A 21,374-nucleotide genomic window follows, 5' to 3' on the forward strand; every position below is an offset into this window, starting at 1 on the left:
ATGGCCCGGCTTACGGTGTTTGGATGAGAATGGTCGGTAATCCCCCGCGGATTAGCTGACACCAGAAGTGGAATTTTCTCGTACGCTTTCCCGAGGAGGTTCCATGAAGAAGTCCCGATTCACCGACAGCCAGATCATTGCCGTGCTCAAGCAGGCCGAAGGCGGTACGCCCGTGCCTGAGCTGTGCCGCGAGCACGGCATCAGCTCGGCGACGTTCTACAAGTGGCGCAGCAAGTTCGGCGGCATGGAGGAGGTCCATGGTCGCGCGGATGAAGGAGCTGGAGGAAGAGAACCGGCGCCTGAAGAAGATGTACGCCGACGCCCAGCTCAGCGCCGACCTGCTGAAGGAGGCGCTGTCAAAAAAAATGGTGAGGCCATCTCAACGCCGGGAGATGGCCCGAACAACGGTCGAAGGCGGACGCACGAACATCCAGCACGCCTGCCGGACATTCGAGGTGAGTCAGACCTGCTACCGGTACCAGGCCAAGGCTTCGGACGAGAACGCCCGGATCGCGGACTGGCTGGTGCGATTGACGACGACGTATCGCGACTGGGGCTTCGGTCTTTGCTTCCTGTCCTGCACCTGCGCAACGTGAAGGGCCTGGGCTGGAACCACAAGCGGGTGTACCGCATCTACCGGGAGTTGGAATTGAATCTGCGGATCAAGCCAAGGAAGCGACTTGTGCGCGAGAGGCCCGAGGCGCTGGCCGTGCCGGAGTCGATCAACCAGATCTGGTCGATGGACTTCATGCACGACCAGCTGGCCGATGGCCGCAGCTTCCGGTTGTTCAACGTCCTGGACGACTTCAATCGCGAGGGGCTGGCCATCGAGGTGGACTTGTCGCTGCCCTCTGCCCGGGTGATCCGATCGTTGGAACAGATCATCGAATGGCGTGGCAAGCCGCGTGTCATTCGCTGCGATAACGGACCTGAATACATCAGCGGGGCACTGCTGGCGTGGGCGGAACGCAACGGCATCCGGATCGAGCACATCCAGCCGGGCAAGCCACAGCAGAACGCCTACGTTGAACGTTACAACCGCACGGTCCGCTACGCCTGGCTGGCCCCCGTACCCTGTTCGACACCATCGAGCAGGTGCAGGACAAGGCCACGCGCTGGCTATGGACTTACAACCATGAGCGCCCGAACATGGCGCTCGGCGGCATCACACACCAGCCATGAGGCTGGCGATGGCCGCATAGCTCCACTTTGGCGACTGCTAAAAAATGGGGATTACCGGTCCACATCCTTTCAGGTCAAAGTTCAATGTTGAGTAGCCGACTATGCACAAACGCCTGTACTACCTAACATCGGCCGGATATGCCTTGCAGAACATCAGCAAGCAGCGCCTGAAAATATCGAGAATTGATGACCTCAACGATCCTTTCGAACTCCGCCCCGGGAATTTGCAAGACAGGTCGTTAAGAAAGAAATTCTTGGACTTCAGGAAGTCATTCCATGAAGAGCATGGAGTCATCTGCTTCAGTCAACGATGGAGCAATCCGGTTCTTTGGAGCCACTACGGTGACAAGCATCGTGGCATCTGCCTTGGGTTCGACGTTGGCGAACGCTATGTATTCCCTGTCAAGTATGTAGACTCCGTACAGCAGTTCGACCTCACCGCACTGGAATATGAAAATGTGCGTGGGCTTGACTTTGCCCGTGACGAAGTTGCAAAGGTGCTAACCACAAAGTTCCGGCACTGGGAGTATGAAGATGAAATGCGCGCTTTCTGTCTACTTGACCACTCAACCGCATTAGATGGCCTGTACTTCTACGAATTCGGTGCCGAACTGCGACTTCGTGAAGTCATCATTGGCGCTCGATGCGAAGAAAAGGTGGAGCGTGTTTGTGAAATCGCGCGATCGGTTTCTAACGACATCAAGGTCAGGAAATCCCGGCTCGCCTTCACAAAATTTGAGGTGATCGAGCACGCAGGCTTCACCAAGCGAATCTCCCGCTACATGCAAATGAAGCCTTGACCAAGGCCCGAACTACGGAACCATTGCACCATACACGTACGCGGCGAGCTGATGTGCTGCCGCAAGGTTAGAAGCATCAAAGTAGTCTCTGTGGCACCCGACCTTGGGGACTTCAATCAATTGACCCCGATTCGCGTAAGAGGCAAGCACTTCCTCGATCTCCCCCCTTTGTTCGCGCAGCGCATACGATAACGTGGCACCTGTCGGACTCAAGTTCTGCGATGAAGCCCGCCAGGTCGGCAGCAACATCACCCCGACTGACAATGCCGACACGTTTGCCGGCGTAATCAATAACAATTGGGAGAAATCGAGCTTGTAGCCGTACTTCGTGAACTTCACCGTCTTCGCATTGGGTTCCGACAAAAGAAGCCGGTTCAAATTATGCAAAGAGGTGGTCTTGCCAACTTGACCTTTACCCCGCAACGCAACTAAACGCTTTGTCACTTTCGTCGCCCTCAAATTGTCAGCCCGGGAACTTAGGGAACTTCTCGTTCGCGTGCCTTGCTTTCCATTCCTTGTAAGCAGCCGTCCCTTCCCACGCCGTAAAGGCACGGGGCGGACGACCCCGCCCCCGTCCAAGTCTCCCCCCGGAATGCGGTAACCAGTACTTCAGGGGCTACTTCCTTGCTTACGGGGGGGCCTTCTTGGGGCGGCCGGGACTGCTCGCACCAACGGCCGTAACGATCTCGGCCTTTTTTAGCTGTGAACAATGCCCCGTATTGGGACAACAAGCCCATGATCTCGGTATAGGCATCAGCTGACTGTTGTTGCGCGCAGCTGGACTTCCTGTTCTTCCAGCTTGCGGAGTTCCTCCACCTGGCCTTAGCCGTGGCGATGGAGTCGAGGGTTGGTTTGGTCATTTTAATTGCCTGTTGTTCTCATACCGCATGCGGAAGCATGCAAGTCAGATTAGTTCGGGCTGCCGAATAGGCTCCACTTGTCCTTGTACTTCTCGATTAGCTTTCTCTGGATGGAATAGCGGGCGCCGTTGGGGCGATCGTACTTCTGCGTGTACTGCGAGACGATACGGCTTGGCACAACGTAGTAGTCGAACACCTCTTCCACCTGCCCACCCTTCCTCATCTCGCTGATCATCACAAACACGTAGACATGCGACTTCGCAACAATATCTTGACAGTTCTTCCCCACCAGCCAGAAGGACGCCTTTTTTTGCTACTGGTCTTTACTTGGACCGAGAAGGCGGTGGAGCAGCTATGATTCGTCACCAGCAGGTCGGCTCCCGCAGCGCTGCGTGAAGTCGGTGACACTATGTAATTCTGCTTTGCCAACTCGGCTGCAGCGAGGAAAACACCTCGCATTCCCGACATTTGCCCCTTTGTAGCCATCCTTCTGTCCTCCCCGAACGGCTCTGGCCGTGAAGTGCATAAATGGTGTTCTGCCCCTTATGGCTTGATCTTAGTGCCGCTCAGTCCGACCAACAAGCAGGCAAACAAGCGGTTCCACGACGCTTGGGCTATGCCACCCAAGCATGGACGATTGAGTCCTTAATAGTCCGCGTGCTGAAGCCGGCACTAAGCCAACCTACGCCCCGAACGTCGATTTCGCGCTTGGATGCGCTGCGTCCGCATCCGTTGGAAACACCTGAAAACAAAGGCCCCGTTAGTTAGGGCCTTGTTCGGTGTTGCTTGTAAGTGTCGCTTCGAACTGCGCTGGAGGCTTTACGAATGCACCGCTCTACCAACTGAGCTATTCCGGCGGAGCCGCGAATTTTAGGGGTTGGGGCGGGGGCGGGTCAATGTGGGGGTGTTCGGGATGGGGTGGTAAGCCGCTGGGAAGCCGGGGGGGTGGGGCTAGGCAATAGCTGACAATCAATGCGTCACACGTGGGAAGAGAGGCTTCCAAGGGTGAGCAGCCCCCGAACGCGATGGACTATGCAGAATGGGCAAGCTGTTATTAGGGACCGTTGTCGGTAGCACTACCACCAAGCCGAGCCCGCCATGACCAAGTGGCGACTGTTTGTAAATGTTTGAGCCAAGGTCAGTACATAGAGCCTTGGCCCGCTCGAAGGCCTCTTTGTCTTTCCAGTTCGCCATGCTTTCTGGGAATGCCTCGGATGAATCACCGATAGGCTCGCCTACTCGAAGGTCAACATCCACTCCGTCAATCTCAGCAAACGAACGCGTGACTCGCCGAGCGCCGGGTTATCCGGGGATCTGGCCCTGTATGGAGTTCGTCCAACCCGCCCCACTTCAGCGCAGTCGGGGCGGCGTCCCGAGCCCCAGAGTTTCGTAGACACTCCGTCGCCGCTTTGCGCGTAGCGCTTTTCAAACTCTACCGGTGACGTCCCTTACGCCGGCGCCACGCGACCGTGTCCGCCCTCCTCATCCGCATTGACCGGAAACCCCGAAAAAAACAAAGGCCCGCGTCAGCGGGCCTTGTCCGGGCTGCTTGTCGTATCGATCCGGAACTGTGCTGGAGGCTTTGCGAAGGGGCCGGTCCCGCGTTGGGGCCGGAACTTCAGAGCCCACCGTCCCCTATGGCAATTCGCCCGCCCCACGGGAAGTTCCTTCAGCCGATCACTGTGCAGACTTTGGCCATGGCAACTTCACCACCTGACCATCGCGCCACTCGGCCAACGTTGTGTTGTACGAGGAACTGAACATGTCGTCTCCGGCCAACATCTTGGCCCACCACTTTTCAGTCACTTCCCTGGGACGCATAGCGCAGGCCCGCTCTCCCGAGAACCGGTTGCCAGGCGCCAAGTCGTCAAACAAGCGCTTCGCGAAGTCCGAACTATTGAGCTCGCTATCTTGGCGAGGGTCGCCGTTACCGTCGAATGGCTTGATTGCAATGTAGTAGTACTGGCCGTCCGGCGTGTATCCCTTGTATCGACACATCCATGGCTCGCCAGGCGCCGCAAACGACTGCAGGGAAACAGACGCCAAACCGGCTGCCACGACCAACGTAAATACCTTCTTCATGCCCACGCCCCCCAACGAAAGTCGCCGGATTGTGTAGAAGCAGGTTGACAGGTGTCAATCCGCTTTTCCCATCGCCACAAGACCGAGCCTTGTGGCGACCAAGCCGTCTCGTACCACCGAGTTCTTCCTCGCAATCAGCGCAACACCCGAAACCGTAAGCACGCCAAGGGTTACGTCAGGCATCTATTTCCTCCCCCAACCCCTCCCGCAACCGCACGTTCTCCTCCACCACCCGCCCATACGCACGGAACAGCGACCACGTTCCCCACACGCCCAGCACCAGGGCGTGGGCGAAGGGGATGGCGGCCAGTGCCATCAGCGAGGCCAATGCGGTGGCGTCGAGGGTGTGCACGTAGGGAATGGCCATCAGCAGCTGGTCGATGAGCACGGCGATGCTGGAAATGGTCAGCAGTCCGAAGCTGACGTGGCGGAAGCGGCGCCATGCGCGCCACTGGAGCACCAGCACGAACACCGTGCACACCAGGCCCGCGATGATGAAGATCCAGCTGAGGATCATGTAGACGGGCATGCAGGCTCCTGTGACGGGTGCGGTAGCCGGGTTTTATCACGCCGATGCGCGCTTGCTCGACCGCACATGAAAAGGCCCCGCGGTGCGGGGCCTTCTGTGTCCGGGGTGGATCGCGATGCACACGTCCGCGATCAGTGCGGTTTCTGGCGGTCGAGCGTGAACGCCTCGGCGACGGCGTGCTTGGCGCGCTCCCACGTGAGGCGCGAACCGCCCCTGGCGCGATCCCAGCCGTGCTCGAGGTCCGAGGCCAGGCGGTCGTCCCATTCGCGGTCGCTGTACAGACCACGTGCGTAGGTGCCATAGCGATAGGCCGGGCGGTAGTCGTCATAGGCCTCCCCTTCCTGGCGATACGGCGCCCGGTCGAATCGCTTCGAGAACGTATCGTCGGTCCGCGCATAGGCGCCGTACGTGCGGTCGGCGCGCTCCCATGCATCCTGCGCGGCGGGACGTGCGTGCGCCCAGTCCAGGCGCGACTCGCCCTTCTGCGTTTCCCAGTCGGCCCGCAGGCGACGTTCGGTTTCTTCCCACGACTGTTCCGGATACTCGCCGCGCGCCACGGCGCCGGCGCGGTAGACGCCCGCGTAGTCGCGCTGGAAGTCGTACTCGTCGGTGTAGTACGGACGGCTGCGGTACGTTTCGCGCCAGTAGGCTTCCTCACCGGTCGGATCGATGCGCTCGGCCACGCCCTTGCCGGCCGCCGCGCCGATGACGGTGCCGGCGGCGGCGCCTATCAGCGTACCGATGGGACCGAACACGGTGCCCGTCACGGCACCGGCTGCCATGCCGCCGGCGACGCCTCCCACGCCCACGCCCACCGGGTGCGAACCGGGTGCGCCTGTGAGGGGGTCACGGTTTTGGTCACGTTGTGAAGTATCGCGTGTCATCTGCTGTGTCCTTCCTTCTTTTTTGAAGTGATGAAGCGGTGCGACATGCACCGCTCCATTCCGGTCGCGGACATCGACGTGGAGGCCGCGCGCGGCGTAACCCCGATACTCCGGATCGCAGGTGACTAGCGCGTGCACTCGGGTCATGTTGGTGATCGCGTCGTGAGCGAAACGGACGCAATGCCACAACCCGAAATGAATCACCGCCACGTCACGCGCGCATCGCGCGTCGTGCACCGTCGCCTACGCGTACGCCGTGCGCTCGTGCTGAAGGGTGCGTGGCACGTCCGTACCGCGTGGCAGCGTGATGGCGAAGACCGTCCTGCCTTGGTCGACCTTGGCCACCACATCACCGCCGTGCGCGGTGGCGATCTCGCGCACGATGAACAAACCGAGCCCCAGGCTGGTGTGCTCGCCCTGGTTGGCCGCCCTCGAACCGCGGCGCAGCGGGTCGAACAGGGCGTTCAGTGCCTCGGTGGACAGCGGGTCGCCCGCGTTGCTGACTTCGATGCACGCATGATCGCCATCGCCGGTGATGGTCACGCCGATCTCCGCGCCCGCCTCGCCGTATTTCGCGGCATTGGTCACCAGGTTGTGCACGGCTTCGCGCACGCGCGCGTCGTCGAAGTGGCCGCAGGTGTCGCCGTCCACGCACAGCCTGATGGGCGCATCGTGCAGCGTGGCGCGCAGCAGCTCCACTTCCTCGGCGACCGCCTGGCCCAGGTCGCACGCCAACCGGTGCAGCGTCATGCCCGCGCCCAGCGTGCTCTTGCTGTAGTCCAGCAATCCGTCCACCAGCCGGCTCAGCTGCAGGCCGCCGCTGAGGATGCGCTCGGCCAGCCGCGCTTGCGGCGTGTCCTTGGTGCGGTCCACCAGGAATTCCGCCGTGCCCACCACCGCCGTGAGCGGACCGCGCAGGTCGTGCCCCAGGGCGCCGAGGAAGACATTGCGCCACGACTCCACCGTGCGCGAGAACTCCATGAGCGATTCGGCCACGGCCTGGTCGATCGCTTCGTTGAAGCGGATCATGTCCTCGATGCAGCCGGCGGCCAGCGCTTCCTGCGCCGCCCACAGCCGCAGCACCGACGCGCGCAGTGCGCGGTATTCGGCAATCATCTGGTTGACGCCGAAGCCATCATCGGCGCGGCTGCGCCCATGGCTGCTGGCCGCCGACTCCGGCCCGCTGGAGGCAGGCGCGCGACCCTGTGCCTTTGCGCGCTGCTGCGCCGGGCTCTGCGGCGTGCGCAGGTCGGCGACGATCTCGCGCAGGATGAGGGGAATGTCGTTGCGCAGGCGCTTCAGGTTCAACTGCGCGCCATCCGGTGCCTGCGTGACGGCGAACTCGACGGCGTCGTCGAGGATCCGTTGCGGATGGGCTTCGATGAAGTCGGCAAGTCGCATGGGCGCTCCTTGGCATGGGTGCGGTGTCGTGGTCGCTATGTGATCGCTCCCCCTGTCGGGCGTGGTGCGCATGGATCAGTCGGCGATGCTGCGCGGATCACGCGGATCATCGATGTGGGCCGGTGCGTCCGGTGGCGGGTCCGGCTCCACGGGCGCGTCCTCGGGGTCGCCCGGATCGCGCGGCATCGGCGGCCTGGCGGGATCCTCGGGACGATACGGATCGCTCGGCGCACCGGGCGCGCTGGGCTTGCCGGGTTCGGACGGCGTGCCTGGCAGCGTGGGCTGGCCGGGCGGTGTGGGCGTGCCCGGTTCGCTCGGCTTGGGTGTGCCGTGTGCGGCAATGTCGCGTGGCGTCATGGGATGTCCTTCATATCTGCGGCGGATGGCGGCGTGGCTGCCCGTCGGTCGCGCCGGGTTCGGCTTCGGGATCGTTGCGTTCCTCGTTGGTGCGCTTGCCGGGCGATTCGCCGGGCACCACGGCACCGTCGGGGCGACGCTGTTTCTCCATCGGATTGGGTGCCACGCGGGTGGCGTCGCGGGTCTTGCGATCCATGGCGGGTTCCTCGCTTGCGTGGGGCCAGCGTGCGCATGGCAACGTTGAGGAATCGTGAGCGTGGCGTTCGGCTTTTCAGCGTGTGGTCACGCTATGGCCGCAAGGCGGCTGTTCGCTGAACGCGTCGATGGCATGCACACGACGCCTTCACGAACGCCACCGCAGCATTCGCACCATGCTGTGTGAAGAACGCATCGACGCGCGCCTGACGGACGCTGAAAGCCTGGTCCGCGCCGGCGCCGACATCGGCGACCCGCACGCGTTCCTGCGCGGCCTGTGGACCGAGGTCTACGATCGCGCGCCAATGCATCTGCGCTCGCCCGTGCTGCGCCGCCTGCATACGCTGTCGCGGCACCTGGGGGCGTCCTATGTGCACGGCGAAGGCGATCGCACCTCCGCGTGACGGCGCAGGCGCGCGCGTGCCGGTCGAAGGCGACGGCGCGCGTGCGGCCTACACCGATGAGCGCAGGCGCGTCAGCGCCACTTCGATGTCGTGCCGGCGGAACGGCTTGGCCAGCACGTGCGCATCGGCGAAGCGGTCGGGCAAGCCCTGCTGGCCGTAGCCGGTGGTGAACAGGAACGGCACGCCACGCGCGCGCAGCGCATCGGCGACGGGGAACGACGGCGTGCCCGCCAGATTCACGTCCACCACGGCCAGGTCGATCTGCGCGTCGGCAAGACCGGCCAGCGCCTGGTCGACCGAGCCGGCGCTGCCGGCCACGTCGTAGCCCAGCGTGGGCAGCAGGTCTTCCAGCAGCATCACCAGCATGGATTCGTCTTCCACGATGAAAACACGCGGTGCGGGGTTGGTCGTCGTCATGCGGCCACTCCTGGGTCGGGCATGGGGGCGGTGATCCGGCAGGTCACGCCGGCGGTGTTGAAGTCGAGCGCCACGTCGCCGCCCAGGTCATGGCGCAGGCCGCGTTCGATCAGGCGCGAGCCGAAGCCGCGATGCTCGGGCGCATGCACCTGCGGGCCGTCCATTTCTTCCCACGAGAGCACCAGGCTGCGGCGGCCCTGCACGGCCTCGGCGCGCCAGTGGATGCGCACGCGTCCTGGCCGGGTCGACAGCGCGCCGTACTTCATGGCGTTGGTGAACAGTTCGTGCAGCGCCATCGACAGCGCCAGTGCGCGTTGCGGGTCCAGTTGCATCTCCGGCCCCTCGATGTCGAAGCGCTCGGGATCGGCCACCAGGCTCGGGGCGATGGCGGTCCGCACGATATCGCCCAGCGGCGCGTGTTCCCACTGCTGGCGGGTGAGTACGTCGTGCGCCAGGGCCAGGGCGTGCAGGCGCGCCTCGAAGCGGTCGCAGGCCGCGCCCGTGTCCTCGGCGCCGCGCAGCGTCTGCAGTGCGAGCGATTGCACGATGGCCAGGGTGTTCTTGACGCGGTGGTTGAGTTCGTTGAGCAGCAGGCGCTGGTGTTCTTCGTGCAGCCGGCGCGCGGTGATGTCGGTGGCGGCGCCGAACCATTCGGTCACGTCGCCGCCGATGGGGCGGATGGGCACGGCGCGCGAGGACACCCATGCCCAGCTGCCGTCTTCGCTGCGGATGCGGTGTTCGGCGCTGAAGGGGGTCTGGGTGGCGCGTGCGCGGGTGATGGCCTCGGCGACCAGGTCGCGGTCGTCGGGGTGGATCAGCACGTCCAGCCAGTCCGGGGTCAGCGAGCCGTGGCGCCCGAACAGCAGGCTGCCGCCGACGATGTCCACTTCGCTCCAGTCGTGGTTGGTGCGGTAGACCAGGTCGGAGGTGGCGTCGACCATGGCGGCGAGGCGTTCTTCGCTCTTGCGGCGGGCCTCTTCGTGCCGCTTGCGTTCGGTGACGTCGCGGGTGGTGCCGGCGACGGCTTCCACTTCGCCGCTGGGGCCGATCACCGGGACCAGCAGGTAGTCGTAGATGCGGTGGCCGTTGGTGCCGTTGAACGGTACGTCGCCGCGCACGGGCTGGCGGGTGGCGACGACCTGGTCGATCTCGCGGTCGTGCATGGCGGCATGCCAGGGTTCGTAGCCGATCTCCAGGCAGGTCTTGCCGATGGCTTCATCCCAGGTCATGCCCCACATGGCCAGCAGGGCGGCGTTGGCGTAGGTGAAGCGGTGTTGCAGGTCCCACATGTAGACCAGGTCGGGCGTGGTCTGCAGGAGGGTTTCGTACAGGCGGACGCGCTGCTCTGCGGGGGCGTGCGCGCCGCCTGCCATCAAGGCGCTGTCCATGGGGAGGCGTGGGGTTCCGATGGCGACACTGAACCTTATCGCCCGCGCCCGTGCGCTAACCGTGAAACTTGGCAGGGTGGGTGGCGTTTGCGGGGGTTGCGGTTCAGGGAACGGAAACAGGAAGGCCCCGCGATGCGGGGCCTCTGTGGTGCAGCCGGTGTGTGGGGGTCAGTTGTTGCCGCCGGGTTCGCCGGTGGGGTCGGGCGCGGCGCGGCGACGGGCGAAGCGGGCCGAGAGTTCGCGGCGGGCTTCGTCCACGCCCTTGTCCTTGCCGGCCACCTTGATGACGCCGTAGACCTCCAGCGAGGCGGCCATCAGGTCGCTGCCGAGGGCGAGTTCGGTGTCGGATACGCGCTGCATGAGATGGGCGAGCCGCGCGGCGCGCGGGCGCAGCGCTTCGAGGGCGGCATGGTCCTGGCGGAAGGCGTCGTAGTCGAAGTCACGCGGCATCAGACCGGCATGTTGTTCGGCGACGGCCAAGGCGCTGGTGCAAAAGGCGCGCGATTTGTTGCCCATCTTCACCAGGTCGGAGCGTTCTTCGATGGTGAGGGCGATCAGGAGGTCGAGATCGGCTTCGAGGGCGGTGAGGGAGCCGTCGATACGTTCCAGGCGGTCGGGCTGGAACGTCATGGCGATGCGGTTCTGTGTCATGTGATTGCGTCCTTTCAGGTTAAGCCGGCCGGGTCCGGCCGGCACACGCAGCCTACTGCGCCCTACCCGCGTTGCGACGCCTGCACGCACTAATGAAGCACTTCTCACATTCGCCTATGCGATTGGGCGAAAAACCACCGCGCGATACCGAAAGACATCCAGCGTTGGACCTAAGACATCCAACGCTGACCGCTACTGTGAGAAGAAACGCCGAAAAACATCCAACGCTGGACCAAGAAGGGGGAGCGTTGGGCGTTAGTGAGAGATGAGAGGCCTGGAAACCTGGGACGTTTCACCAAAAAGGGGAAACGTTGGGGGTTTGTGTGAGAAGAAACACTGAAAAAGGCCCAGCGCTGGATGTTCGTGTGAGAAGAAAGACCGAACACCTACCAACGCTGGACCTCAATGAGAGGAAAAAACCGAGACGAATTAGCGCTCAGTATTCCCGCCATAAGGCACATAAGGCCTGAGGCCAATCGTCTGCTCGTGGGTGTAGGCCATCCACATCAAGCAGATCGTGCCAATCGTCAGCTTCCCGACAGTGCGGAAGCAACCGCTGCTGGATCAGGCGTACCGTCGGTTGGACGCGGCCATACGAGAAGAGCGGCCTTGAGCAGCGCAGACGACCGGGCGGCGATCGCTGCTTCATTCCACACCCGCAGATCTCCCTGCTGGAAGTACGTGTTCATCAGCAATGCGCTCTGACCCAGCCGCGAGCGCTTCCCAAGCACACGTTGACCGCTACCGTCTTCAGAATCACCGAATGGACCATTGCTGACCGAAGCGTTGAGCGGCACCGTAAGAAGCGTCAGATTTCCAAAGCCATGGATCGCCATATCCCTGTGCAGCTTCTGCTCATCGGTCATACCCACGACCTGGTAGCTGGGAACCTTCTGCCAACTTTGTGGCATCACGTGCTCCACGCTCATATCCGCCTGCACGGGAACATGATTGCTGCCCTGCAGCGTGCCGCGCGCGGCGTACTCCATCGCACGCAGGATTCCGCACGTCTTAGCTGGGCGCAGCTCTTTATACGCCTTCACCGAACGCCAGCTCTCGGAGAACGCAGCATCATCGGGCCACGCCTCGCTGGTTGCAGTCGCGTCGAGCAGCACCTTACGCAACGCCGCGTGCGGCTCGGCGTCGGCTTCACACACGGCTTGCAGCACGCGAATGAAGAACCGGTTGTAACCCTTGGTCGTCAAGCCGCAGACGGCGCGACGCGTCAAATAGGAGGCCAGATCGCCCAAAGCCTGCCGAAGCTCCTCACTGTCGGGCTGCAAGCGCTCGCGCAACGCAAGATACACGGGGGTAATCGTGCCCACATCGAGAGACTTGATGAGGCGTGCGAACTCTGCCATGTATCCGGTGCCTTCCGGCGATACAAGCTCACGGAAGTGCTGGCTGGCCGAGACAACGCGCGCCAGTTCTCCTTCGATGTCGCGCGACTCTTTCTGCCACCACGCTTTGAACGCCTGGAATACGTGGCTAGCCAGCGTGGTCTCCCGGCTCCGCAGCACGGTGTAGTTGTAGAAGAACAGGTCGATACGAGGATAGGTAAGACGTCCCTGGCGCTCCTTCTCGCGCCAATAGGAGTTCGCCGAAACACCCTTCGCGCCGGTGGCGACAAGATCAAATGGACTCCAGTGCTTCTGATAAAGAGGCTGGACCGGGAGTTCCTTGCGGGCAGCTTCCAGAAAAACGAAATTGCGCACGAGGTCCGACGCCAGGAGAGGTTCACCGCGCGCGTTCAACGTTTCAAAGATGACCTGCGGATCGTCCTCCGTTTCAAGCGTGAGCGTCATGATCTGAACGTGATCGCTGAGCGCCATGTACAGCGCCTGCGCACGACCGGGGTCCAACGGGAGATCCGCCTTAAGCGGGACGACATCATTGCTGCGACGTATCTCCGCTACGAGCAGATCGCTCCACGTACTGTCACCCGTTGGGTCATGGGGTTCACTCAGGTCCAGGCCGCGCAGGTACGCCAGGCACGCATGATGGAGATACAAGAATGCCTGCACCATCAACGGCCGCTCGATCTTCCGTCGTCCGTCACGCGCGGGATATGCCATGCACAATCCCTGCACCGTGCCCGTGGTGTCATTCAAGATCCGCATCTCGTCCTGACCCGCTTGGGTAGGCCACACCTTGTAATGATCTTCAGCGGATTGATACGGGCCAGGATTTCGTATTAGTCCTTCCAGCATTTGGGAAATCGGGCTGGATGACAGTTGCAGCGCTGCCTGGCGAAAGGCCAGGAGCAGCAAATGCAAGGTGGTGGAGCGTTGCTGGCCATCGATCACTTCGAACGCGGGCACCCTGCCGAAGGTATTGGGCACCGGCGTCATGACGACGGAGCCCAGGAAGTGTTTCTGTAGGGGCTTCATCGAGCCGGACGCCCCCTGCGCGGCAGCCGCCTGCCGCTCAAGGAGGGCGTCGGCGCGATCCTGGATATCCGCCCAAAGGGGTCCGACTTGTTTCTCGAGGTTCCAGACATACCCGCGCTGGAATATCGGAATCTGGTACTGGTGCGGGGTGCTGAAAAGGCCGGTGACGGTGGTCTTGTTGGGCTGCATGTGTGCTTCCTTGGCGTGATGGCGGGTCCGGGTTAGCCGTCTTCTCGAATATCCAACGGCGGCAATGCGTTGACGATCTTTTGGGTTTCCAGGCTGACGGTGATGACGCGCTGGAAGAGTTCCAGGGGGTACTTGGGGTTGCCCATAGTTTCGATGGCCCAATCATTGGCGTCGTTGACGATGCCGCTGGCCTTGTCCACGCGCACGGCCTGGCGTTCCATCACCCAGTCGAGGGCGGCCTTGCCGTTGACCATGTAGTCCCAGGCGGCGTCGGGGATGCCGGTCAGGGTGATCTTGGTGTTGTAGATCACGGTGGTTCGGTCATTGACGGACTTGCCGGTTTCCGGGTCCTTCCTCTTGGCGAACTTCATCTTCTCGACGCGGTAGTCGGCGTCGGTGAGCGGACCCTTGGCCTGGAGGGTCAGCGGGTACTTATCGACGGTTTCGTAGTTGAGGTGCAGGTCCGCCAGGGCACGGCCGGCCTTGCTGAAATGCCAGAAATCCTCGGCCCTGCGGACGCGCGGGATGCGCGGCAGCTCCTTGCTCAGGTTGTCGGCGTAGCGTTCGCGGTAATCGGGCGAATGCAGGATGCCGTAGATGTAATAGAACAGGTCCTCCTTGCTGATCGCTTCGCCGGGATAGGCACTCGTGAAATGTGCGAGACCGGCGTCTGTGATGGCGTCGCGGCGACGGGGACCGTCAGCGGACCGCGCAGCAAACAGGCTCTCATCGGATTCTAGAGAAGCCTCGTCGTAGAGGTAGAGAGGGAAGCACTGCGCTCCTCCATCTGTCTGCTGTTCTAGGATCGCATCCGTAATGAGGGCGAAATGACCGTCGCCACCCCAACGCTCCTTAAACGTAATGATCAGGTTGCTTGCGCCAGCACATGGAAACAGCTTCGGCATCTGCAGCACCATTTCATTGAGCCGCCTGTCGAAGTACATCCAGCTCTTAGTAAACGGGCGATATGTCGCGACATTAAGCCTTTCATAGTCCATCACATGCCGCTTATTCTTAACCACGTCCGATCTGAGAGAGCGAGACCAACTGATAAACGCCGCGTCCGCATCCAAAAAGCCTGGCGCAGCAGCTTCGCGCACTGAACGATCACCAACAGGGAAAGCTTCGTTGAATCGCGCGAGTTCACATTCGTATTTTTCAATCATACGAGCCATGTTTCTCTCAAGTGCTGCCTTTGAGAAATTGAAAACCCAAGCATCTCTATTGGTCTGAACGCCGCCAGAGTAGTTATCAAATAACTTCTGACCTCCACCCTTCTTATCGCCGAGCATGGCGAAACGATTAAACCCACCATCCCGCTGCTTAAGCCAATCACCATGCTGATCCGGCGAAATTTTCCGCCATGCATCGGAGGAAATTCCGCCCACGCTGCCATAGCGCTCAATTCTCTCTAGTTTCGTCTCGCGGCTTAGGTGGTCTCCGATGTCGTGAAAGAAGATGCGACCCTGCTCGCTAGCGTTCGGATTCTTTACCAACAGCGAGATGGCGATGGGCGCGCGACTTCCACTGCCAAAGATCTTCCCCCCCTCCTTGCGCGATGCTTCACCGCTTGTGCGTTGATTTCCTCGCAGATGGAACACGTAGATGTCCGAGAACTCCTCAGCGAGACACTTACGCAATCCATCCGCGGTGTTGGCTTCGACAAAGCCGGCGTTAGTGACGAATCCGATGATGCCCGCATCACCAATACGATCACTCGCCCAGCGTATCGCGCGGATGTAACTGTCGTACAGCGCATTCTTGTTATTTGCATCCGAGCGCGCCGCATATGTGTCGCGGATACGCGCGTCCAAACCTGGATACGCCACGTTGGCATTATTGGCGTTGGCATCTCCTTGACCTACCGAATACGGCGGATTCCCCACGATCACCCGGATATCCAGCTTCTTCTGCCGCCGACGCCGCTTGCTGTTATCCACCAGCAACGCGTCCACCAGATCGTCCTTCTCATACATCTGGAACGTATCCGTCAGCAGGATGCCCTCGAACGGCACGTAGTCCCCACCGACCAAGCCGTGGTACGTCGCCTCGATATTGATCGCCGCAATGTAGTACGCCAGCAACACCAATTCGTTGGCATGGATCTCGTGCTTGTACTTGTGCGCCAGCTCCTCCGGCTTGATCAGCCCCGACTGCAGCAACCGCGTGATGAAGGTGCCCGTACCCGTGAACGGGTCCAGGATATGCACCCCCTTGCTACCCAGCGTCTGCCCGAACTCCTGCTGCAACAGGTGGTTCACGCTGTGCAGGATGAAATCCACCACCTCCACCGGCGTATATACGATGCCCAACCGCTCCGTCATCTTTGGGAACGCATTGCGGAAGAACTTGTCGTACAACTCCACGATGATCTTCTGCTTGCCCGTGGCGTTGTCGATACCCTCCGCCCGCAGCTTCACGCTGGCGTAGAACTCCTGCAGCGTGGACGACTCCTTCTGCAGGTTCTCCGCCTCCAGGACATCCAGCACCTGCTGCATCGCCTGCGACATGGGGTTGTGACTGGCGAAGCTGTAATCCGCGAACAGCGCCTCGAATACCGGCTTGGTGATCAGGTGCTGCGCCAACATCTCGATGATCTCGCCATCGGTGACCTTGTCGTTCAGATCGTCACGCAGTTCACCAGCGAACGCCTCGAAGGCTGCCCTCGCCTTCGGCTGACCCTCGTCCTCCAGCACCGCCTTGATGCGGTCGATATGCGTCTGCGCGATCTTCGCGATGTCGTCAGCCCACTGCTCCCAGTGGCGCCGGTTGCCGCACTTGTCCACCACCTTGGCGTACAACGCCCGCTCGATCTCGCCCACCTCGAACTCGAACTCGCCCTGCACCTGGGCTTTGTAGTCCGCCGGCGTCTCGCCAATGCTGTACTTACCCTTCGCCTTGTCCGCCTTGCTGACCAGCTTGGCCGTCTTGCGCTGGACGTTGTCCGCAATGGCGATGACTTCCATCTTGCTGCGGTCCGGACCTACCAGGTCCAGCTTGTTGACCATCGCGTCGAAGCGGTCATCGTGCGAGCGCAGCGCCTGCAGCACCTGCCAGACCACCTTGTACGTCTGGTTGTCGTTGAGCGCCTCGTGCGGCTCGACCCCGGCCGGGATGACCACCGGCAGCACCACGTAGCCGCGCTTCTTGCCGGGCGCATTGCGCATCACCCGGCCCACTGACTGCACCACGTCCACCTGCGAATTGCGCGGCGTCAGGAACAGCACGGCGTCCAGCGCCGGTACGTCCACGCCCTCGGATAGGCAACGCACATTGCTCAGCACGCGGCAGGTGTCTGGCGGCGTGGGCGCCTTCAGCCAGTCGAGCTTGGCTTCCTTCTCACTGGCGTTCATGCCGCCATCGACGTGCCGTGCCTCGCAGGTGAGTCGGGCGCCGTCTTCGATGTCTTCTGCGTCCTGGTAGGCCTCGACGACCTGCTGGAACATCCCCGAGATTTCCTTCGAGCTGACCTTATGGTTCTTGCCGCCCTTGCCAGGCTCGATCACCTGGCAGAAGGCCACCGCCCGCCTCATGGGCTCGGGCGTCTCGTTGCCGTCCTCGTGGATGCCCAGCTTGGCCAGTGCCTTCCAGCAGCCGACGATCTTGGCGGCGTCATCCACGCGCAGCGTGTTGTTCTCGTCCTTCAACAGGTTCTGCAGCTTGCGGTTGATGTGGCTCTCTTCCACCGCCAGCACGATGACCTTGTAGTCGACCAGCAGGCCACGCTTGACCGCCTCGGAGAAACTGATCAGGAACAACTGCTTGCCGTACCAGGCTTCGTTGTTCATGCCATAAGTGCGTGCCTTGTCCTGTTCGGCCTTGGCCTCGGCCTCGGCGCTGTAGATGCGTGGCGTGGCGGTCATGTACAGGCGCTTGGCGGCACGGATATAAGCCGCGTCATGCACACGCACGAACGCACTTTCCTCCTCATCGCCTTCAAAGCTGACGCCGGTGGTGCGGTGGGCTTCGTCGCAGACGATCAGATCGAAGTCGGCCAGGCCCTGTTCCTGCGCGTTATGGATGACCCCGATGGAGTGGTAGGTGCTGAACACCACCGTCATGTGTTCGTCGTCGTGGCGCGCCGCCACGCCCAGCGCAAGACTCCTGGCATTCGTGGTGGCCGGGTAACGCAGCTCGTGGGTAAAGGTCTGGACGGCGTCGTCCTCCTTGCGACCCTTCTTCTTGCCTACGTCGCTGTCCGAGCAGACCGCGAAGCTGTGCAGCGGCACATCGCTTTCCTGCGTCCACTCGGTCAACGTCTGCGACAGCAGCGACAGGCTGGGCACCAGGAACAACACGCGCTTGCCCTTGCCCGCCATCGCTTCGGCGATCTTGAGACTGGTAAAGGTCTTGCCGGTACCGCAGGCCATGATGAGCTTGCCGCGGTCCGCTTCCTTCAAGCCCGCCGTCACGGCGCGGAGCGCGGATTCCTGGTGCGCGCGCAGCGCCTTCTTCTCCTTCAGGACCGGCTTGGCCTTGGGCGTGTACTTCGCCCAATCAATCTGGCTTTCCTCAAGGTCGTGCAGGTCGATCTTGCTGACCGGCGGCTGCTGGTCCACCAAGGCATTCTCAGCGTGCTCGGACCAATGGTTGGTCGTGCTGACGATGACGCGATGGGTGAACGGCTTGCGCCCGGACGCGGTAAAGAAGCTGTCGATATCCTTCTTCTGTAGCTTGTAGTCCGGGTCGTAGAACTTGCACTGGATGGCATGGACATCGCCGGTACCATCGACTTCCGCCACCAGATCGATGCCGTCGTCCTTGGCATTGAAGCCGTGCTGGGGCGCCCATTCGGCCCAGGTGTAGACGCTGCTGTAGAGGTCACGGTAGGTGGCCTCGTTGCGCAGGTAGGCGAGGATCAGTTCCTCGAAGTAGGTGCCTTTCTCTCGTTCGGAAACGGCGGCGTTACGGTAGGTCTGCAGCAGTTCCTGCAAGGCACTCATGCGGTGGCGCTCCCTGTGTTCTCGGTTCGCCGTCTACGCGGCGTGAATTACCGAGATTCTGGCACAGGAGGCAGGTTGGGATGGCGCCGACAGTAGGCGCATGTACCGCCACTCAATCCCTCAACACCAACGCCGGATTCTCATCAATCGTCCCATCCTCATTGACCACCACGTAGCGGCCTTCACGGTTGAACAGCACGGGGATTGGCGTCTTGAACAAGGGGCGGCGGACGAACTTCAGACGCCAGTGGAAGGTTTCCATGGTGTGGATGGTGGCCTGCTGCTGCGGGGTGAGGCCGGCCAGCAGCGTGGCGTCGTCCATCTTCGGCGCGCCCTTGCGGCGCTCCGGCGTGCGGGGAGAGGTGCCCGGAGTGTCCGGGTCGGGCGTGTCGCGGGGGCGATGGGGATCCGTCATCCGGTCGGGGGCTCCTGATGGCGTGGAACGAAAGCAGCCCGCCGTCGGTGACGGCAGGTGCCCTACCTTGTATCGGCCCGGTTCAAGGAAACGTGAGGGTGGTGTTGGGGCGTGGGGGAGGCGTTCAGGGTGCGGGTTGCATCGCGCTCGTCCCTCATCCGCCTTCGGCACCCACCCCGGCCGGGCGAAGCACGCCCGGCGTTCCGACGATCGCGCGGCATGCCGCGCAAGCAGATCGTCTTCACCCCCGCCTAGCGGGGAGAAGGAGAAGCGTTGTCCCGCCTCGCGGGGAGAAGGAACCGCCGCGCGTCAGGCGCGCAGGACGAGCGTGGGGGTTTCGTTGAGGGTGCCGTCTTCTTCGATCACCACATGACGCGTTGCGTCACGGTCGAACAACACCGGGATGGGCGCACAGAACAGCGGACGACGCACGAAGGCCAGGCGCCACTGGAAGATTTCCAGCGCTTCCAGCGTCATCAACTGCGCGGGCGTGAGGCCCACGCGCAACGCGGCGGCATCCTGCGCGGCGGTGGTCTTGCGGCGCTCGGACGCGCGCGGCGCCGCCGCCTTGGGGGCGGTGGCCTGCCAGGGGCCGGTGATGACGGAAGCGTGGGCGGCGTTGCGATGCATGGGGGCTCCAACAAATTCGGGTGACATCTGCTGCTACTAACGGCCACGGGCGGCCGCTATTTAGGGTGGTGATGACCTTGCAAGGCGTGTGCCGGAATGGGGGCGCGCAAGAAAAAAGCCCCGCGGGAGCGGGGCTTTTCTGGTGGGGATGGATCGCGCTTGCCCCTCATCCGCCCTTCGGGCACCTTCTCCCCGCTTGCGGGGAGAAGGAAAGGCAGCCTCCCGCCTCGCGGGGAGAAGGAGAGCATGCGCCCGCGTTGCGGGGGGAATCCCTCAGGCGAACGGGTCCTGCAGCACCATGGTGTGGTCGCGGTCGGGGCCGGTGCTGACGATGGCGAGCGGGCAGCCGGAGAGTTCTTCCAGCGCGCGCAGGTAGGCACGCGCGGCCGGCGGCAGCTTGTCCCACTCGGTCACGCCGTGGGTGTTCTCGTCCCAGCCCGGGAATTCCAGGTACACCGGCGTGCACTCTTCCCAACCGCCCGCATCCAGCGGCGCGTACTCGGTGCGCTTGCCACGGTATTCGTACGCGATGCAGATCTTCAGCGTCTTCATGCCGTCGAGCACGTCGAGCTTGGTGATGCACAGGCCGGAGATGCCGTTGATAGCCACGGCGCGCTTCAGCGCGACGATGTCCATCCAGCCGCAGCGGCGCGGACGGCCGGTGGAGGCGCCGTATTCCTGGCCGCGGTCGCGGATGCCCTGGCCGACGTCGTCGTCCAGCTCGGTCGGGAACGGGCCACCGCCCACGCGCGTGGCGTAGGCCTTGCAGATGCCCAGCACGTAGTCGATCGCGTCCGCGCCCACGCCGGTGCCGGCGAACGCACCGCCGACCGTGGTGTTGGAGCTGGTGACGTAGGGATAGGTGCCGTGGTCGATGTCGAGCAGCGCACCCTGCGCGCCTTCGAACAGCACGCGCTTACCCTGCTTGCGCAGGTCGTGCAGGATGCCGGCCACGTCGGACTTCATCGGCTGCACGTATTCGCCGAAGGCGAGGGCTTCGTCGTAGGTCTTCTGGAAGTCGACCGCGTCCACGCCCAGGTACTTGGTCAGCACGAAGTTGTGGTAGTCCAGCGCGGTGCGCAGCAGCTCTTCCAACTGCTTGGGGTAATGCAGGTCGGCCACGCGGATGCCGCGACGCGCCACCTTGTCTTCGTACGCCGGGCCGATGCCGCGACCGGTGGTGCCGATGGCCTTGCCGCCGGCGGCCTTCTCGCGCGCCTGATCCAGGGCGATGTGGTACGGCATGATCAGCGGCGTGGCCGGGGAGATCTTCAGGCGCGAACGCACTTCCACGCCGGCCGATTCCAGCTCGTCGATTTCCTTGATCAGCGCGGCCGGCGACAGCACCACGCCGTTGCCGATCAGGCACAGCGCGTCGGGGCGCAGGATGCCGGACGGGATGAGGTGGAGAACGGTCTTCTTGCCACCGATGACCAGCGTGTGGCCGGCATTGTGGCCGCCCTGGAAGCGGACGACGGCCCCGATTTCCTCGGTGAGCAGATCGACGATCTTGCCCTTGCCTTCATCGCCCCACTGGGCGCCGAGAACGACGACTGACTGACCCATGACGGGTAACTCCTCGATTGTTGGCGGCCATCGGGGCCACCGGAAGGGTCGCGCTGGTCCACGGCGCCGTTGCTGCCGGCAGGCTCCATCG

Annotated in this window: 18 protein-coding genes and 2 pseudogenes; 3 read left to right on the top strand and 17 right to left on the bottom strand. The window is 62.7% G+C overall.

Features of this window, described 5'->3' with window-relative positions:
- The first annotated feature begins 103 nt into the window (after nt 1–103).
- Nucleotides 104–1,202: pseudogene (locus OY559_RS13545) on the top strand (IS3 family transposase).
- Nucleotides 1,203–1,283: 81 nt separating this feature from the next.
- On the top strand, nt 1,284–1,982 hold the full coding sequence (locus tag OY559_RS13550; protein ID WP_277726773.1) for a DUF2971 domain-containing protein: 699 nt from the start codon (nt 1,284–1,286) through the stop codon (nt 1,980–1,982).
- 12 nt (nt 1,983–1,994) lie between these two features.
- Here OY559_RS13550 and OY559_RS13555 read toward each other — a convergent pair whose 3' ends face one another.
- The 8 genes from OY559_RS13555 to OY559_RS13590 form a co-directional block, all read right to left on the bottom strand.
- A complete protein-coding gene (locus OY559_RS13555) occupies nt 1,995–2,426 on the bottom strand; it encodes a hypothetical protein (RefSeq protein WP_277726774.1) in 432 nt (143 codons plus the stop codon).
- 465 nt (nt 2,427–2,891) lie between these two features.
- Nucleotides 2,892–3,086: a hypothetical protein gene (locus tag OY559_RS13560; protein WP_277726775.1), complete on the bottom strand. Its 195-nt coding sequence runs from the start codon at nt 3,084–3,086 to the stop codon at nt 2,892–2,894.
- Between the two features lie 1,433 nt (nt 3,087–4,519).
- Complete coding sequence (locus OY559_RS13565) at nt 4,520–4,924, bottom strand: hypothetical protein (RefSeq protein WP_277726776.1); 405 nt, start codon at nt 4,922–4,924, stop codon at nt 4,520–4,522.
- Between the two features lie 175 nt (nt 4,925–5,099).
- Nucleotides 5,100–5,453, bottom strand: coding sequence for a hypothetical protein (locus tag OY559_RS13570; protein WP_277726777.1), 354 nt, complete (start codon nt 5,451–5,453; stop codon nt 5,100–5,102).
- 131 nt (nt 5,454–5,584) lie between these two features.
- On the bottom strand, nt 5,585–6,337 hold the full coding sequence (locus tag OY559_RS13575; RefSeq protein ID WP_277726778.1) for a hypothetical protein: 753 nt from the start codon (nt 6,335–6,337) through the stop codon (nt 5,585–5,587).
- A gap of 243 nt (nt 6,338–6,580) precedes the next feature.
- On the bottom strand, nt 6,581–7,738 hold the full coding sequence (locus OY559_RS13580; protein WP_277726779.1) for a sensor histidine kinase: 1,158 nt from the start codon (nt 7,736–7,738) through the stop codon (nt 6,581–6,583).
- Between the two features lie 75 nt (nt 7,739–7,813).
- Nucleotides 7,814–8,095 (bottom strand): hypothetical protein, encoded by a 282-nt coding sequence (locus tag OY559_RS13585; protein ID WP_277726780.1) that lies wholly within the window; start codon nt 8,093–8,095, stop codon nt 7,814–7,816.
- A gap of 10 nt (nt 8,096–8,105) precedes the next feature.
- On the bottom strand, nt 8,106–8,291 hold the full coding sequence (locus tag OY559_RS13590) for a hypothetical protein (RefSeq protein WP_277726781.1): 186 nt from the start codon (nt 8,289–8,291) through the stop codon (nt 8,106–8,108).
- A gap of 175 nt (nt 8,292–8,466) precedes the next feature.
- Here OY559_RS13590 and OY559_RS13595 point away from each other — a divergent pair, with 175 nt between their 5' ends.
- Nucleotides 8,467–8,694, top strand: a complete 228-nt coding sequence (locus tag OY559_RS13595; protein ID WP_277726782.1) for a hypothetical protein — start codon at nt 8,467–8,469, stop codon at nt 8,692–8,694.
- Between the two features lie 48 nt (nt 8,695–8,742).
- On the opposite strand, the gene OY559_RS13600 is transcribed toward OY559_RS13595, so the two are convergent.
- The 9 genes and pseudogenes from OY559_RS13600 to OY559_RS13640 form a co-directional block, all read right to left on the bottom strand.
- Complete coding sequence (locus tag OY559_RS13600; protein ID WP_277726783.1) at nt 8,743–9,111, bottom strand: response regulator; 369 nt, start codon at nt 9,109–9,111, stop codon at nt 8,743–8,745.
- On the bottom strand, nt 9,108–10,052 hold the full coding sequence (locus tag OY559_RS13605) for a sensor histidine kinase (protein WP_277730007.1): 945 nt from the start codon (nt 10,050–10,052) through the stop codon (nt 9,108–9,110). The genes OY559_RS13600 and OY559_RS13605 overlap by 4 nt, the downstream gene beginning before the upstream one ends.
- A gap of 36 nt (nt 10,053–10,088) precedes the next feature.
- Nucleotides 10,089–10,484 (bottom strand): annotated as a pseudogene (locus OY559_RS13610) (PAS domain-containing protein); the annotation flags it as partial.
- 183 nt (nt 10,485–10,667) lie between these two features.
- The gene (locus OY559_RS13615; RefSeq protein ID WP_277726784.1) at nt 10,668–11,150 is read right to left on the bottom strand and encodes a hypothetical protein; all 483 of its coding nucleotides are present in this window, start codon (nt 11,148–11,150) and stop codon (nt 10,668–10,670) included.
- A gap of 527 nt (nt 11,151–11,677) precedes the next feature.
- On the bottom strand, nt 11,678–13,729 hold the full coding sequence (locus OY559_RS13620) for a DUF262 domain-containing protein (RefSeq protein WP_277726785.1): 2,052 nt from the start codon (nt 13,727–13,729) through the stop codon (nt 11,678–11,680).
- Nucleotides 13,730–13,761: 32 nt separating this feature from the next.
- Complete coding sequence (locus OY559_RS13625) at nt 13,762–18,672, bottom strand: DEAD/DEAH box helicase (RefSeq protein ID WP_277726786.1); 4,911 nt, start codon at nt 18,670–18,672, stop codon at nt 13,762–13,764.
- Between the two features lie 112 nt (nt 18,673–18,784).
- Nucleotides 18,785–19,087: a hypothetical protein gene (locus OY559_RS13630; protein WP_277726787.1), complete on the bottom strand. Its 303-nt coding sequence runs from the start codon at nt 19,085–19,087 to the stop codon at nt 18,785–18,787.
- Nucleotides 19,088–19,396: 309 nt separating this feature from the next.
- The gene (locus tag OY559_RS13635; RefSeq protein WP_277726788.1) at nt 19,397–19,717 is read right to left on the bottom strand and encodes a hypothetical protein; all 321 of its coding nucleotides are present in this window, start codon (nt 19,715–19,717) and stop codon (nt 19,397–19,399) included.
- Between the two features lie 273 nt (nt 19,718–19,990).
- Nucleotides 19,991–21,283, bottom strand: coding sequence for an adenylosuccinate synthase (locus OY559_RS13640; RefSeq protein WP_277726789.1), 1,293 nt, complete (start codon nt 21,281–21,283; stop codon nt 19,991–19,993).
- Nucleotides 21,284–21,374 lie beyond the last annotated feature (91 nt).

This window comes from Pseudoxanthomonas sp. SE1 (assembly GCF_029542205.1).
GTDB lineage: Bacteria > Pseudomonadota > Gammaproteobacteria > Xanthomonadales > Xanthomonadaceae > Pseudoxanthomonas_A.